The sequence below is a fragment of the Rhizobium sp. BK112 genome, assembly GCF_014193215.1.
In the GTDB taxonomy this organism is placed as follows: Bacteria; Pseudomonadota; Alphaproteobacteria; order Rhizobiales; family Rhizobiaceae; genus Rhizobium; species Rhizobium anhuiense.
The window spans coordinates 136419-150999 of the sequence record NZ_JACHYZ010000008.1; the positions used below are offsets into that span (position 1 = coordinate 136419).

Below are 14581 nucleotides of genomic sequence, written 5' to 3' on the forward strand. Positions count from 1 at the left end.
GGTTCCGGGATAACGACATGTATAAAACAAAGAGCTTTAGCGCATGATGGTTTGGCGAAGGAAGCTGTAACCCATCGCCGCGCGGGCGGCGCGCTCTTTGGAATTGCCGTCGCCACCATGCCCGCCGGAGCCGAATTCATGGAAGAGCGGACGGTGTCCCGCTTCCTCCAGCCGCGCGGCAAAGCGGCGCGCATGTGAGGGATGCACGCGGTCGTCATTGGCGGAGCTTTCGATATAGATCGGCGGATAGCTGACCTCGGTCGCCGGCCCGACATTGTGCAGCGGCGAATAACCGAGCATGAAATCCCGGTCCGCCGGCGTCTCCGGATCGCCGTATTCGTCCATCCAGGCTTGTCCTGCGCTGAACAGGTGGAAGCGTGTCATGTCGAGGACCGGCACCTGGCACCAGACGGCGCCGAAATCCTCCGGGTAGCGCGTCAGCATCACGCCGGTCAGCAGACCGCCATTGCTGCCGCCCTGGCAGGCGATCCGCGACGGCACGGTGTAGCCGCGGGCGACGAGATCGCGGGCAATGGCGACGAAATCGGCAAAGGCCCGGTCTCGCCCCTGCCGCTTGGCGCTGCGATACCAGTCGGGTCCGAATTCGCCGCCGCCGCGGATATAGGCCTGCACATAGGCGCCGCCTTGCTCCAGCCAGCGTCCCGTCACGCCGGAATAGTTCGGCGACAGCGAAACATCGAAGCCGCCATAGCCGTAAAGCAGCACCGGCAGCGCCCCCTTGATCCACTGCTTCGGCAGGATCAGCCGATAGGCAACCTTCGTCCCGTCCTCGGAAACAGTCTCCAGCAGTTCGGATGACATATCGGTCGCATCGAAATAGCTTGGCGCCGCGGCGACGAAAATCGGTTCGGCCTCTCTGCTGCGATCCGACAAATCGAGGCGATAACAGGCCGGAGGCTGCAGGAAGCCTTGGCCGACGATGCAGAGCGTATCGTCGCCAAGATGCAGATCGGCATGCAGCGGCCTGAAATGGGCCGTCTGCATGTCCGCCGGCAGCGCGATTTCGCGCTGTTCGGCATCGGGCCTTGTCAGGTCCAGCACCATGAGACGCGGACGCAGCCGATCGGAGATGATGAAGACGCACCACTCCCGCATCAGCATCATTTGCGAGATGGACTGGCCCTCGGCAGGCTGAAACAGAATCCGCTCCGGCCCGAGCAGAGCCGTCTCCGAGTTGGGGTTGAAGCGTTGCAGCACGAGGCTGCCGGACGCAACGCGCTCATCGGTCTTTGCCCGCCAAAGGCAATGATCGTGATTGAACTGGAAATCGGCCTCCTGAGGCAGATCGATGCGCCGCTGCGTGCCGTCATTGGCGATCAGGAACGCGCTGGCGACGCCGATCTCATGGGCGGCGACGAAAATGTCGATCAATCCGGCATCGGCCGAAGCGCCCGACAGGGCCGGGTCGATGACGAGATTGAAGCCGTAGACATCCTCGTCGGCGGCTTCGACCATGACGGCGGCCTCTTCCGGTCGCTGCCCGCGCTTCAGTCGCCGCCCGACCCGCGGCCATCCCGAACGGGTCGCCGAAAATCGGTCGATGGAACCGAAATAGCAGATTTCGTCAGGGCTCAGCCAATTGGCATGCGATCGCGCGGCCGGCGTATCGAAGCCGCCCTCGACGATCTCTTTGCTCTCGGCGTCGAATTCGAGCAGCCGGAGAAGATCGGAGCCACCGTCCGAAAGTGTGAGCAATACCCGTGTCGGCTCCCATGGGCAGGTGACGGCGCCGCGCCAGTTCCAGCGCTTGCCTTCGCTGACGCAGAAGGCATCGAGATCGAAGACCGGTTCCCAGCCGGCATCGGGCAAAGGCCTCTGATCCGCGGGCAGGCGGAGCCAGACGCCGAGCGGATTGTCCTTGCTCTGCCGGAAATCGAACAGCCACCCGCCTCGGCGCATCGGGACGATCAGCCTGTCCTGCCGTTCGATCAATGCTTTTATCGCGTCGCGATCCCTCGCGAATTCCGGTGTTCTCAGCGCCTTGTCGGAAAGCCCGTTATGCTCGTCGATGAACTGGCGGGTACGCGGATCGTCGTCCGTTTCGAGATGAAGGTTCATGTCCGACCTGCCTGATTCCATTGACGTCGTATGTTTAGCCAATATTTCGCAGAGTTAGGGCGAAATTAGTGCCGGCCGCGCAAGGCCGAGATGCTCGCGCAGTGTCGAGCCATCATATTGGGTGCGGAACAGGCCGCGTTCCTGCAGGATCGGCACGACCATCTGCGTGAAGTCTTCGAGCCCTTCGGGAAAAAACGGCGGCATGACGTTGAAGCCGTCGGCGGCGCGGCTTTCAAACCATTGCTGCATCCGGTCGGCGATCTCGACCGGCGTGCCAAGCACGATATGGTGGCCGCGGCCGGCGGCAACGCGCAGCGCCAACTGGCGGATGGTCAGGTTCTCGCGCCTTGCAAGCGCGGTCAGCAATTCGGCGCGGCTGCGCAACTGGTCGGAGATCGGGAGGTCCGGCAGAGGGCCGTCGACATCGTAATCGGCAAGGCTGTGGCCGATGCGCTCTTCCAGAAGCGGCATGGCGCTTTTGATGTCAGTCCACTTGTCGAGTTCTGCAAGCTTGTCCGCGGCTTCTTGGGCGGTGCGGCCGATCACCGGCAGGAAGCCCGGCATGATGGCGACCTCGTCCGGCTGACGTCCGAAGCGCGCGACGCGCTCCTTGACGCTCTTGTAGAAGGCCTGCGCCTCTTCAAGGCTCTGCTGGGCGGTGAACACCACGTCGGCGGTGCGGGCGGCAAGATCCTGGCCGGGGCCGGATGAGCCGGCCTGGATCAGGATCGGATGGCCCTGCGGTGCGCGCGGAATGTTCAGCGGCCCCTTGACCGAGAAATACTTGCCCTTGTGATCGAGCACATGCAGCTTGGCCGGATCGGCATAAACGCCGCTCTGCTTGTCCTTGACGAAGGCGTCGTCGTCCCAGCTGTCCCAGAGCCCGCGCACGACGTCGACGAATTCCTCGGCCACGGCGTAACGCTCATCGTGCTCCGGGTGCGCTTTGGAGAAATTGTTCGCCGTGCGGGCATAGGATGTCGTGACCACGTTCCAGGCGGCGCGGCCGTGGCTCAGGTGGTCGATTGAAGCGAAGGCGCGGGCGGTGTGATAGGGCTCGCCATAGGTGGTGGATGCGGTTGCCGCGAGGCCGATCTTGTCCGTCACCACGGCGAGTGCTGAAAGCAGCGTCAAAGGTTCGAAACGCGCGATCGTCGAGGGATGAGCATCGATGCCGCTGGTCAATCCGTCGGCCAGAAAGACCATGTCGAATTTCGCTGCTTCGGCGATCTGGGACACGCGTCTCAGCAAGTCGAAATTCTCGCTTCCCGCCTCGGCGTGAGGATGACGCCAGCCGGAGACGTGGTGACCGGCCCCTTGCAGAAACAGGCCCAGGTGGATTTCTCTTTTGCGGGTCATGACAATATCCTTCGTCATTCTGGATTTTGGGCGGCATCCTGGTTGAGCAGCGCCAGCAGTTGGCGAAGGTCGGCCGTGCTGCTCATTGTCCGGACGAGCGACGGGACATCCGCGAAGGCGGGATCGCGCGCGGTTGCGTCGCGAAATTTTTCGGCCGGATCGCTCAGCCCCGGCAGGCCGTCGAAGCGGCGCTGTATCGCGCTGCCGTCGCGAAGCACGATATCGACGATCACGAAGCGGGTGCGGGGATCGCTCGACATGCGCGGCGCAGTCTCGTCATGGCGGCGGCCGACGCGCCGGGCAAGGTCCATCAGGCGCGGCAATACAGGCCGCTCGTCGAAATGGTCGAGCCGCAGAGCCCCGTCGATGAGGGCGGCGGCGAACACGTATTCGGGACTGAAGCGCGCCTCGATCCCATTGCCGGGCTTGCTCACCACCAGGGCGGCATCGGCGCCGGGCGGGTAGGTGAAGGTGATATGCTCGATTGCGTCAGCCTCCAGACCTTCCCGGTTGAGGCCGATGCCGAGAGACGCGACCGGATGGCTGGCGGTGCAGCAGGGATAGGCCTTCAGCGTCAGCCCGGGCGCCACGATCTGCCATGGCGAACCCCAGTTCTCGGTCACGGCGGACGGGCGTTCCGCGCCGAAGGCATAGACCGAATGGAAGCCGACCGGATTGTCGAGGAAATCGGGAGCGCCGCCGAAACCCGCAGCTGCCATTCTCGCCGAAAGGAGTCCGGATCGCGCCGCCATGCCGGCGTGGAAAGGTTTGGCGTCCGTGCCGAATTGCAGCCGCAGCCCGGACGATTGCGTTGCCGCAAGGCCCAGCGCGACGGCGGTCTCGTCGATGGAGGCGCGCCTCAGATGGGCGATTGCCGCCGCCGCGCCGATCGTCCCGAGCGTCGCCGTGGCGTGGAAACCGTTCTCGTAGTGATTTGAGCCGAGCGACAACCCCAGCCGCGCCATGGCTTCGAGCCCGACGATATAGGAGGCGATCAGCGCATCTGCGGAAAATTCGCGCTCGGCGGCGAACGCCAGCAGGGCCGGGATGATCACGGTCGTCGGATGGCCGCGCACGCTTGCATGCACGTCGTCATAATCGAGCACATGGCCGGCATGACCGTTGACGAGCGCCGCGACCAGCGGATCGGTTCGGCGCGAGCTGCCGAGCAGGATCGCGTCGCCCGGCAGATTGGCGCCGACGGTATCTGCCAGAATGCCGGTCGTGCGGTCGCCGGCGCCTGCGATTGCACAGGCGAGAAAATCGATGATCGCCTTGCGCGCCGCGTCCAATGCCACGGGATCTTTCGATGGATCCGAGGAGATGATCGCCTGGGCGAATGCCGACGTCAGGGGCGCGAATGTGCTCGTCATGAAAAAATCCTAGATGCCTTCGCGCACTGGCCCGCGCCCTCCGGCGAGACCGCCGACGAATTGGCGGATGCGGGGATTGTCGAAGGTGTGGAAAATCTGTTCAGGCGAGCCTTGGTCGACGATGCGGCCGTTCTCGGTGAAGACAACGATGTCGCTGATCTCCTCGGCGAACCGCATTTCGTGGGTCACGAGGATGCTAGTCATGCCGTCGCGGATGAGGTCGCGGATCACCCACAGCACTTCGCCCACCGTCTCGGGGTCAAGCGCCGAGGTGACTTCGTCGAACAGCACCAGTTCCGGCTTCATCGCCAGCGCCCGGGCGATCGCGACGCGCTGCTGCTGACCACCGGAAAGCTGGCCGGGATAGGCGCCGGCTTTTTCCGAAAGCCTGACCTTGTCGAGCAGTTCGCGTGCGAGTTTTTCCGCTTCGCGCCGTTCGACGCCGAGGATGCGGGTCGGGGCCAGCATGATATTGTCCAGCACGCTCAGGTGGGGAAAGAGATTGTACTGCTGGAAGACGATGCCGATACGCTTGCGCAGCGCGATGCGTTCGCTCTCCTTGGCCAGTTGATCGACGCGGGTGCCGTCGACCGTGATGCGGCCGCGCTGCGGCGCCACCAATGCGTTGATGCAGCGCAGGATCGTCGACTTTCCCGAACCGGACGGGCCGATGATGGAAACCGCATTGCCCTTGTTGACGGTGAGGTCTATGCCCTTCAGCACCTCCGTCTGGCCGAAGGACAGGTGCACGTCTTCCAGTCGCACGATCGTTTCGTCGGTTTTTGCGTTCATCATTCAAATCCTCAGGCCGTCTTGAAACGCCGCTCGAGGCGTCGGGTCAGGCGGGCGATCGGGTAGCAAAGCGTGAAGAAGGCGGCCATCACCACGATATAGGCGATGATCGTGAAATCGAGGCGGCGCACGGATGTGCTGGCATCGGTTGCGGCATGCAATAGTTCGTGCACGCCAACCAGCGAGGCGAGCGACGTGCCCATGGTAATGGAGGCCAATATGTTCATCCATGGCGGCAGCGAGCGCCGCAGGCATTGCGGCAGGATGATCCAGCGCAAGGCCTGGCCGCGCGAAAAACCGAGCCCCTTTGCCGCTTCCCATTGCGTGGTCGGGATCGAAAGGACGGCGCCGCGGGTGATCTCGGCCACATAGGCGCTGGCCGGTATGGCAAGGCCGATCACCGCCTTCAGCCAATCCGGGAAGGGCAGATAGTTGCCGGCCACCACGATTTCGAAGGGAAAGATGTAAGTCGTCGCGAAGATCAGCACGAGATGCGGGGCATTGCGGAAGACTTGCACATAGGCCACGACCGGGTAGCGCACCAGCTTGAAGGGAACCAGTTCCAGTATGCCGAACACGGCTCCGACGGTCGTTCCAAGCGTCATCGCGCACAGGCTGATGATGACGTTCATCATGAAGCCCGAGCCGAGATAGGGAAGCCACGTCACCAGTTCGCGCCCCAGCGTCAGGTCGGTCAGCGACCACAGGACGATAACAAGCGGGAGTGCCGTAAAGCCGATATTGCGCAGCAGGCGACCATTCCTGCGCTGCTCGGAAAGTACCGCAGTCGTCATAGGCCATACCCCGGAATGGCGAGCTTGCGCTCCACCCACAGGCCGATGCGGGCAACGGCAAGGTTGATGATGCTGAAGAACAGCAGAATGACGATCATCAGTGACACCACGTTGTCGCGCTGCGTCCAGACCATGATCGAGGCATAGGTAATCTCGCTGACTGCAATCGCATTGCCCACCGTCGTCAACTTCACGAGATTGATGAGATTGTTGACGATCGCGGGCAGCGATGCCCTCATTGCCAGGGGAACTTCGACGTAACGCAGGATCTGCAGCGCGCTGAAGCCGATGCCGCGCGCCGCTTCCACCGTGGCCGACGGCACCGCCTCGATACCTGCGCGGATCGCCTCGGCATGCAAGGCGGCGATGTGCAGTCCGACCACCGCCACCACCCAGAAGAAGGGTGTGAGCGGATTGTTCTGCGTCCCGCCGACCAGGTTCGATACGAATGTATTGAGAACGAGGAAGCTGAACATCAACTGTACCAGCGTCGGCGTGTTTCGGGTGATTTCCACGAAAGCGCGGACCGGCGTCGATAGCCAGGGCTTGCCGGATGTCAGGCAGGCGGCAAACAGCAGCCCGGCAATCAGGCTGACGGGGATCAAGAGGGCAATCAGATAGAGCGTGGTGATGAAACCATCACGCCATATCTGCGCCTCGTACCCCGTCGCCAGGAACTCGTAGTTAAGGCCAAGCCTGTTCGTCAGGTTGACGAACAGGCCGGTCATGCTGGTGTCCTGCATGTCGATCCGCCAGTGTAGCCTGTCTTACTTGCCAGCCGACAGGGTCTTGCGCTCTTGTTCGAGATAGTCGGTATTGCGGAGCCGGTTTGCCTTCGCAAATTCCAGGAGCTTTCCTGACGTATGGAGCTGCCGGATCGACTTATCGAGTGCCTCGGCCGTCTCCTTTTCGCCTTTTCGCACCCAGATCACCGAGTCGGAAGGGAGCAGTTCGGTCGGGAAGAGAATAGTGTAGTCCTTCCACTCCTCGGGCCGGTCCTCCAGCAGAAGGCCGACGGTTGCGCCGACATGGACGGCGGCGACACAATTGCCGCCCTGCAGCGCCAGCAGCGATTCCGGCTGGCTCGGCAAGCCCTTTACCTCGGCGCCGTATTGTTCGATGAGCGGCTGCGTGAAGTTCGACCCTTGCGAAACGCAGACCGGCTTTCCCTTGAGATCTGCCCAGTCCTTCAGGCCGCTGTCCTTGCGTCCGACGGCAGCACCGCCGCTGCGATCATACGGCGTCGCCACCCAATCAAGAACTTTGGCGCGGTCCTCGGTATATTGCATGTTCGCAATCAGGATATCGACCTTGCCCTGCTGGAGAAATTGCACCCGGTTCGGGGGCGTGACGGTGACTGTTTCCAGCTTGACGCCAAGATCGTCCGCGAGCGCTTTTGCAATATCGAGATTGTATCCCTTCTGCGTTTGCGATGTCGGATCGATATAGCCGAAGGGCGCCCCCGAGAGGATGACGCCAACGGTAAGGGTGCCGCGGGCTTTGATGCGGTCGAGCGTGGCATCCGCCGATGCCTGCGTTGCCGCCAGCAAGGCAATCGACATGGCGAGCAGCGCCTTCGGGAGAAATTTGCGTGACATGTTTGAGCTCCGTCTTGGGAAGGTGGAGGGACCGGTTCAGGTCCTCGAGCAATTGCAGCGCTCTTTGGCTCGACTGCTATGGCGTGGATGTGCGCCACTTCGAGGTGAGGCCGAAAGGCTGGTGATGAGATGGACGTCGGCTTCCCGCGCAATATTGGCCATGCTTCTCCGCGCTGATAGAAAAGGACGCTGACCGCATCGCTTTCCTGCGCGAATCGGCAACTGGACGGCTTTGAAAGGCATAGGGAACCGATGAGAGAGAAGGAACGTTCTGTCTCAGAGAAAATCATCATTGTGATGGATTTTGTAGATTTTATTTTCTGAAATAGGCGCGTTCGTTGAAAAATCTTGTGCACGAGAGGGTTGCTGATCGGCAACCTTCCCGCCCGGTAATGGCATCAAAAAACGGATTTTGCTCGGCCGAATTCCTGCCGTCTTGCGGCTAATCCCGACTTGGCAACCCGCCTTAGCGGATCGTCACGAAATCGGCCGAGGCAAGGACGTTGTTCGGCATCGGCGTCTTCTTGAATTTCAGCGTCACGACCTTGTAGCCTTCGGTTTCGAGTTCCGAAAGCAAGGTTGGCAGCATCGTCGCCGTGCGTTTGTGGATGTCATGCATCAGGATGATGCCGCGGCCGCGCTTGTGCAGCAGGTCCATCGTCCGCTGCGTCACGGAGACCGGCGTCGTGTTGAAATAGTCCTTGCTGTCGATGTCGACATCCATGACCACCATGTCGCGCATGGCGATCGCGGCGCGCAGCCTGTGGCTCTCGGCTAGATAGGGGAAGCGGAAGAAGGAGACATCCGTGCCGGTCGCCTTGGTCACCGCCAATTCGCCCTTGATCACCTCGGCCATCGCCGCGTCGAAATCCAGCGAACTCAAATTGGCGTGGTCATAGGTGTGACTGCCGATCGTGTTGCCGTCCTCGGCGACCTTGCGCGCCAGCGCCGGATGCATCTCGGCCATTTCGCCGACCATCATGAAGGCGCCCTTGACACCGAACTGGTCGAGGATCGCCAGTACCTTGTCCGTCCGGCCGGGGATCGGGCCGTCGTCGAAGCTCAGGATCACTTCCTTGTCCTGCAGCTTGAGATCGGCGAGCGAGGAAACCTCCAGCGTCCGCCCGGCCAGATGATGCCAGCCGGTCATGCGCGGCGCCGCAGCGTCGCCGGTATAGGCAAGCTTCCGCTCCTCGGGTGCGATCACCGAGGAGGTCTTGATCGATGTGTCCGGCGCGGATTGTCTGGTGGTGCTGCAGGCAGAAAGAGTGGCCATGAGGGCCATGCAGGACAGAACGAAAAAACGGTACATGGAAAGGGCTCAACAAATCGGTAACGAATGTTGAGACAACCTTTCGAATTATGGTTAACGATCGGTTGATGCAGGCGGGAATTGTGCCGATGCGCGGCACTTCGCCACGCTTTCGCCAGAGCATGATGCCGAAAAGTGTGCGCGGTTTTCGGACGACATCCTGTTCTAAGGCCTGTGGCTATCCCGCCATCGCTTCTTCGTATTCGGCCGAAAGCATCAGCCAGTCTTCCTCGGCGGCAGCCAGTTTTGCCGCCGCTTCGCCGCGCTGTTTTGCCTTCTCGGCGGCCTTGGCCGGTGTCTTTTCATAAAGGGCGGGATCTGCAAGTTCCGCGTCAAGCGCCTGAATCTGTTTCTCCAGTTTCGCCGTCAAGGATTCGATTTCGTTGATCTTTTTCTTGAGTGGGGTCAGCGAGGCGCGACGTTCGGCATTGAGCTTGCGCTGGTCGGCCTTCGACGTCGCCTCTTCAGTTAGCTGCGGCTTTTCTTCTTTTTTTTTACCGGATGTGACGATCAGGTCGCGATACTCGTCCATATCGCCTTCGAAGGTCGTCACCGTACCGCCATTGACCAGCCACAGCCGGTCGACCGTCGCCTCGATCAGATGGCGATCATGCGAGATCAGGATGACGGCGCCTTCGTAATCGTTCAGCGCCTCGATCAGCGCGCGGCGGCTGTCGATGTCGAGGTGGTTGGTCGGCTCGTCGAGGATCAGCAGGTTCGGCGCATGGAAGGCGGCAAGCCCCATCAGCAACCGGGCTTTTTCGCCGCCGGAAAGATCCTTGGCGGCCGTCGCCATCTTCTCGGTCGCAAGCCCCATCTGGGCGACGCGGGCGCGCACCTTGGCCTCCGGCGCGCCGGGCATCAGCCGGCGCACATGTTCCACCGGCGACTGCTCGGGAATGAGGTCGTCGAGTTGGTGCTGCGCGAAGAAGCCGATCTTCAGGCTCGGCGCCAGCTTCACCTCGCCGCTCTCGGGTGCAAGTCGCCCCGAGATGAATTTGGCAAAGGTCGATTTGCCGTTGCCGTTCGAGCCGAGCAGGGCGATGCGGTCGTCATTGTCGATGCGCAGATTGAGGTTCTTCAGGATCGGATTGCCGGGCTCGTAGCCGACGGCGCCGCTCTGGATCGCGACGATCGGCGAGGCCGGCTGCTTTTCCGGCTCGGGAAAGGTGATCGGCTGGACGTGGTCCTCGATCACCGCGGCGACCGTTCCCATGCGCTCGAGCGCCTTGACGCGCGATTGCGCCTGCCGTGCCTTGGAAGCCTTGGCCTTGAAGCGATCGATGAAGCTCTGCAGATGTTTGCGGGCCGCGTCGTTCTTGGCCTTCGCCTTGGTCTGCAGCTCGTCGGCTTCGGCCTTCTGCCGCTCGAACTGGTCGTAGCCGCCGCGATAGAAGGTCAGCTTCTTCTGGTCGAGATGGACGATCGCATTGACCGCATTGTTCAGGAGGTCGCGATCGTGGCTGATGATGATGACGGTGTGCGGATAGCGGCGGACATAATCTTCCAGCCACAGCGTGCCTTCGAGGTCGAGATAGTTGGTCGGCTCGTCGAGCAGCAGCAGATCCGGCTCGGAAAACAGCACGGCGGCAAGGGCGACGCGCATGCGCCAGCCGCCGGAGAAGGAGGAGGCGGGGCGGGCCTGCGCCGCCTGGTCGAAACCGAGGCCGGCAAGAATGCTCGCTGCGCGCGCCTCGGCCGAATGCGCGTCGATATCGACGAGACGCATCTGGATTTCGGCGATGCGGTGCGGATCGGTCGCCGTCTCCGCCTCGGTCACCAGGGCCGTGCGTTCCTTGTCGGCGGCAAGCACGATCTCGATCAGCGCGTCTTCGGTCGCCGGTGCTTCCTGCGCCACCTGGCCGATGCGTGCGGCCTTCGGGATCGACACCGATCCGGTCTCCGAGCCGAGATCGCCGGTAATGACGCGAAACAGCGTGGACTTGCCGGCGCCGTTGCGCCCGACCAGCCCTGCCTTCGTGCCCGAAGGCAGCGAAATGCTGGCATTGTCGAGAAGCAGGCGGCCTGCAATGCGGGCGGAAATGTCGGTGAGCGTGATCATGGCCGGCGTTTTGGCCGAAAGCGCTCGCCAAGGCAAGAGTGCTTTGCCTGCCGCAAGAGACTTGTACGCCTCAGCGGCCGAAAGCCTGCACCGGTTGTCGGGGGTTCGACTGCGCGGCGAGAAGCGCCACACGGGCATTGGCCTGCAACTGCCCGGGCGTTGCCGCATCAGTGCTGAGCGCCACGCCGATCGAAATGGTGAGCCGGCCGGGATCGGCCTTGTCGGATGTCGCGAAGACGAGATTGTCCTCGACGGAGGTGCGCAGGCGCTCGGCGATCGTGATCGCATCCTGCATGCCGACATGGGAAAACAGCAGGGCGAATTCGTCGGCCTCGGTGCGGGCGATGAAATCGTTCTTCTTGACGCATTTGCGGAAGAGGCCGGCGAGCTTCTTCAGAAGCTTGTTGCCCGCCTGGGTCCCGTATCTGTCGTTGAGATCGCTGAAATTGTCGATATCGACCATGATCAGCGCGCTGCCGGCGGCACCCTCTTCGCGCGCGTAGAGATCTGATATCGTCCGGTTCAGCGCGATGCGGTTCGGAAGCCCGGTGATCCTGTCGGCCACAGTGGCCGATTGCATCGCCGAAATGCCGCGTTCCAGCGTTTCCAGCACCCTGATGTCATCCTGCAGCCTGACGCCGATTTCCATCTCGGCCGACAGCACTGTCGTCAGCGAGGCGGTGAGATAGTCGATCTCGCCGAGGAAGGCGGCAAGGCTCTGGTCGTCGTTGCCGGAAACGGATTTCAGGATCGTCCCGCAGGCGCGGGCAAAGGCGTTCTTGTGCTTCAGCCCTTCGGCAAGCCTTTCCGCCACCTCGCGCAGCATCCGGCTCGCCTCGTTGCGTGAGGTCTCCCCCGCCAGTCCGCAATGGCCGACGAGGCGGTATTTCAGGCCGAGTTCATCGAGCATCGGCTGCTGCGGTTGCGGCCCGAGTGCTGCGATATCCTGCGCAAGGCCGGCATTGAGCCCGACGATCGCTTCATGGAAGAGTTCATAGTTGCGCGGCAGCGCGGCAACGTTGAGGCGCGCCATGTGCTGGGCAATCTTCTGAATATCCGCCATCGGCGCCGGACGCGCGGTCTCGCGCGGCACCAGTGCGTTTGCGTTCGCATTCTGCATGACGATCCCTCGCAGCCCGGCCACATCTCTCACATCCCGCTATGCCCGCAAGCTTTTAAAAGAGGCTGAATTTTCAATCGGAAAGCTATGGATCGGCGGCGGAACCGGCAAAGGCGGTTAATTCAGTGTTGATCGCCGGAGCATGATGCCGAAAGTGCGAGCGGTTTTGGATGACATCATGTCCTCGCTTTTAATTTGGATCGGATCTTACATCCACTCGCGGCCCTCGTTGCGCAGGAAGTAGATGAGATCCAGCGTGAGACTCGGCTTGCCGAGTGCCGTCAGCGTCATATGGCACTGGCCGCGATGATGGGTCTGGTGGTTGAAGAAATGCGCGACCGCTGCCGACAGCGGTTGGGTGATCTCGACCGGCTGTACCACCGTGACATAAGTGAAGTCGCCGGCGAGGGTTTTCTCGTCCAGCATGCTCGTCCAGGCAATGATCCGCTCATCCTCCGCTTTGCGGGCGGCGGCCAGCGTATCCAGATCCTCGAAGAGCACGGCATCGAGTGTCGTCGGCGCTTCGCCGGCGCCGGTGAAGCGCTTCATCCATATTCGGTCGGCGACGAGCAGATGATTGAGCGTGCGATGCAGCGAGCCGAAGAAGGCGCCGCGATTGCTGCGGAAGTCTGCATCGCTGAGTTCGGCCGCGGCCGCGTAGACTTGCGTGTTGGCCCAGCGATTATAGGCGGCGAACATCCTGTAATGTCTGAGCATTCACTTCCTCCCGGATTGGTCGCTGCAGTCTAGCCCGGTTTCCCCGAAATCGCAGTGATATGCCCATGAAATTTCCTGATTTGATCGCCGGCGCTTTCTGTCGTGGAATGGATGCAGCCGTGATCTCGAAAGGACTGTCATGACCAGAGCCCTCTATTCCCTCTGCGGTGCCGACGAGCGGCGCTTCTTTTCTCCCCATTGCTGGAAGGCGGTGATGGCGCTGGCGCATAAAGGGCTCGATTTCGAGGAGATTCCGACGACCTACGCCCGCATCCGCGCGATCGGCGGCGGCGTGTCGCCGACCGTGCCGGTGCTCGATGACAACGGCCGGCTGATCCCCGACAGTTTCGACATCGCCCTCTATCTGGAGGAGGCCTATCCCGAGCGGCCGTCGTTGTTTGGCGGCGAGGGCGGCAAGGCGCTGTCGCGCATGGTCGAAGGCTATTCGCAGATGATCATCCATCCGGCGATCATGCGCATTGCCCTTCTCGATATCCACGCGAACCTCGACGAGGGCGACAAGGCCTATTTCCGCGAAAGCCGTGAGGTCAGGCTGGGCAAGCCGCTGGAAGTGGTTGCCGCCGATAGCGAAGCGGAGAAGGCTTCCTTCGGCGCCAAGCTGGAGCCGCTCCGCCACATGCTGAAGTTCCAGCCCTTCATCGGCGGGCAGACGCCGCTGTTTGCCGACTATATCGTCTTCGGCGCGCTGCAATGGCTGCGTGTCTCCGCCGGTCTCGCCATGCTGGCCGCCGCCGATCCGGTCATGGGCTGGTTCGAACGCTGCCTCGATCTTCACCAAAGCCGCGGCAGGACTGTGACAGCGGCGTGAAATTGCCGCCGACCCCTTGTTTTCGGGCGTTGGGGCGGGTAAAGACCGCCCACTTTTCCCGAGAAAACAGAGGATTTGACTATGGCGATTGAACGCACCTTCTCGATGATCAAGCCGGATGCAACCAAGCGCAACCTGACGGGCGCCATCACCAAGATGCTCGAAGATGCCGGTCTGCGCGTCGTCGCCTCCAAGCGCGTCTGGATGAGCCGTCGCGAAGCCGAAGGCTTCTACGCCGTTCACAAGGACCGTCCCTTCTTCGGCGAACTGGTCGAAGGCATGACCTCCGGCCCGACCGTCGTCCAGGTGCTGGAAGGCGAAGGCGCGATCCTCAAGAACCGCGAGATCATGGGCGCGACCAACCCGGCAAACGCTGACGAAGGCACGATCCGCAAGGTTCACGCCCTGTCGATCGGCGAAAACTCCGTTCACGGCTCGGATGCTCCGGAAACGGCCGCCCAGGAAATCAAGTACTGGTTCTCCGACACCGAAATCGTCGGCTGAGGCCTGACGTCGGCATTCGTGCCGAACACCTTGAATTGACTC

13 protein-coding genes are annotated in these 14581 nt (G+C 62.1%); 2 read left to right on the plus strand and 11 right to left on the minus strand.

All coding sequences use genetic code 11. The features are described 5' to 3' along the window. Positions 1-36 precede the first annotated feature (36 nt). From FHT75_RS21880 to FHT75_RS21930, 11 genes are all read right to left on the minus strand, one after another. On the minus strand, positions 37-2079 hold the full coding sequence (locus tag FHT75_RS21880; protein ID WP_028758451.1) for a prolyl oligopeptidase family serine peptidase: 2043 nt from the start codon (positions 2077-2079) through the stop codon (positions 37-39). Positions 2080-2133: 54 nt separating this feature from the next. Beyond that, positions 2134-3438: an LLM class flavin-dependent oxidoreductase gene (locus FHT75_RS21885; RefSeq protein ID WP_028758452.1), complete on the minus strand. Its 1305-nt coding sequence runs from the start codon at positions 3436-3438 to the stop codon at positions 2134-2136. Between the two features lie 14 nt (positions 3439-3452). Beyond that, on the minus strand, positions 3453-4811 hold the full coding sequence (locus FHT75_RS21890) for an MmgE/PrpD family protein (RefSeq protein ID WP_028758453.1): 1359 nt from the start codon (positions 4809-4811) through the stop codon (positions 3453-3455). Positions 4812-4820: 9 nt separating this feature from the next. Continuing rightward, positions 4821-5603: an amino acid ABC transporter ATP-binding protein gene (locus tag FHT75_RS21895; protein WP_028758454.1), complete on the minus strand. Its 783-nt coding sequence runs from the start codon at positions 5601-5603 to the stop codon at positions 4821-4823. 11 nt (positions 5604-5614) lie between these two features. Next, positions 5615-6397 carry an amino acid ABC transporter permease gene (locus FHT75_RS21900; RefSeq protein ID WP_025570179.1) on the minus strand — a complete coding sequence of 261 codons (783 nt, stop codon included), beginning with the start codon at positions 6395-6397 and terminating at the stop codon, positions 5615-5617. After that, positions 6394-7140 carry an amino acid ABC transporter permease gene (locus FHT75_RS21905; RefSeq protein WP_025570181.1) on the minus strand — a complete coding sequence of 249 codons (747 nt, stop codon included), beginning with the start codon at positions 7138-7140 and terminating at the stop codon, positions 6394-6396. Before FHT75_RS21905 ends, FHT75_RS21900 begins: the two co-directional genes overlap by 4 nt. Before the next feature lie 24 nt (positions 7141-7164). Continuing rightward, positions 7165-7995: a transporter substrate-binding domain-containing protein gene (locus FHT75_RS21910; RefSeq protein ID WP_047616335.1), complete on the minus strand. Its 831-nt coding sequence runs from the start codon at positions 7993-7995 to the stop codon at positions 7165-7167. A gap of 466 nt (positions 7996-8461) precedes the next feature. Further along, on the minus strand, positions 8462-9307 hold the full coding sequence (locus FHT75_RS21915) for a polysaccharide deacetylase family protein (protein WP_025570186.1): 846 nt from the start codon (positions 9305-9307) through the stop codon (positions 8462-8464). A gap of 178 nt (positions 9308-9485) precedes the next feature. Further along, positions 9486-11369 (minus strand): ABC-F family ATP-binding cassette domain-containing protein, encoded by a 1884-nt coding sequence (locus FHT75_RS21920; RefSeq protein WP_025570187.1) that lies wholly within the window; start codon positions 11367-11369, stop codon positions 9486-9488. 70 nt (positions 11370-11439) lie between these two features. Beyond that, a complete protein-coding gene (locus FHT75_RS21925) occupies positions 11440-12489 on the minus strand; it encodes a GGDEF domain-containing protein (protein WP_029875843.1) in 1050 nt (349 codons plus the stop codon). Between the two features lie 207 nt (positions 12490-12696). Beyond that, a complete protein-coding gene (locus FHT75_RS21930; protein WP_025570190.1) occupies positions 12697-13206 on the minus strand; it encodes a DinB family protein in 510 nt (169 codons plus the stop codon). Between the two features lie 139 nt (positions 13207-13345). Between FHT75_RS21930 and FHT75_RS21935 the strand changes: the two genes are divergently transcribed. Next, entirely contained in the window at positions 13346-14035 is a 690-nt protein-coding gene (locus FHT75_RS21935; protein WP_025570192.1) for a glutathione S-transferase family protein, read from the plus strand. Positions 14036-14116: 81 nt separating this feature from the next. Further along, positions 14117-14539, plus strand: coding sequence for a nucleoside-diphosphate kinase (ndk, locus tag FHT75_RS21940; protein ID WP_004680549.1), 423 nt, complete (start codon positions 14117-14119; stop codon positions 14537-14539). The last annotated feature ends 42 nt before the right edge of the window (positions 14540-14581 follow it).

What these genes read in the sequence shown, in the direction of transcription:
- FHT75_RS21880 (WP_028758451.1), bottom strand. Translation starts at nt 2,079, where the DNA reads ATGAACCTTCATCTCGAAACGGACGACGATCCGCGTACCCGCCAGTTC.
- FHT75_RS21885 (WP_028758452.1), bottom strand. Translation starts at nt 3,438, where the DNA reads ATGACCCGCAAAAGAGAAATCCACCTGGGCCTGTTTCTGCAAGGGGCC.
- FHT75_RS21890 (WP_028758453.1), bottom strand. Translation starts at nt 4,811, where the DNA reads ATGACGAGCACATTCGCGCCCCTGACGTCGGCATTCGCCCAGGCGATC.
- FHT75_RS21895 (WP_028758454.1), bottom strand. Translation starts at nt 5,603, where the DNA reads ATGAACGCAAAAACCGACGAAACGATCGTGCGACTGGAAGACGTGCAC.
- FHT75_RS21900 (WP_025570179.1), bottom strand. Translation starts at nt 6,397, where the DNA reads ATGACGACTGCGGTACTTTCCGAGCAGCGCAGGAATGGTCGCCTGCTG.
- FHT75_RS21905 (WP_025570181.1), bottom strand. Translation starts at nt 7,140, where the DNA reads ATGCAGGACACCAGCATGACCGGCCTGTTCGTCAACCTGACGAACAGG.
- FHT75_RS21910 (WP_047616335.1), bottom strand. Translation starts at nt 7,995, where the DNA reads ATGTCACGCAAATTTCTCCCGAAGGCGCTGCTCGCCATGTCGATTGCC.
- FHT75_RS21915 (WP_025570186.1), bottom strand. Translation starts at nt 9,307, where the DNA reads ATGTACCGTTTTTTCGTTCTGTCCTGCATGGCCCTCATGGCCACTCTT.
- FHT75_RS21920 (WP_025570187.1), bottom strand. Translation starts at nt 11,369, where the DNA reads ATGATCACGCTCACCGACATTTCCGCCCGCATTGCAGGCCGCCTGCTT.
- FHT75_RS21925 (WP_029875843.1), bottom strand. Translation starts at nt 12,489, where the DNA reads ATGCAGAATGCGAACGCAAACGCACTGGTGCCGCGCGAGACCGCGCGT.
- FHT75_RS21930 (WP_025570190.1), bottom strand. Translation starts at nt 13,206, where the DNA reads ATGCTCAGACATTACAGGATGTTCGCCGCCTATAATCGCTGGGCCAAC.
- FHT75_RS21935 (WP_025570192.1), top strand. Translation starts at nt 13,346, where the DNA reads ATGACCAGAGCCCTCTATTCCCTCTGCGGTGCCGACGAGCGGCGCTTC.
- ndk (WP_004680549.1), top strand. Translation starts at nt 14,117, where the DNA reads ATGGCGATTGAACGCACCTTCTCGATGATCAAGCCGGATGCAACCAAG.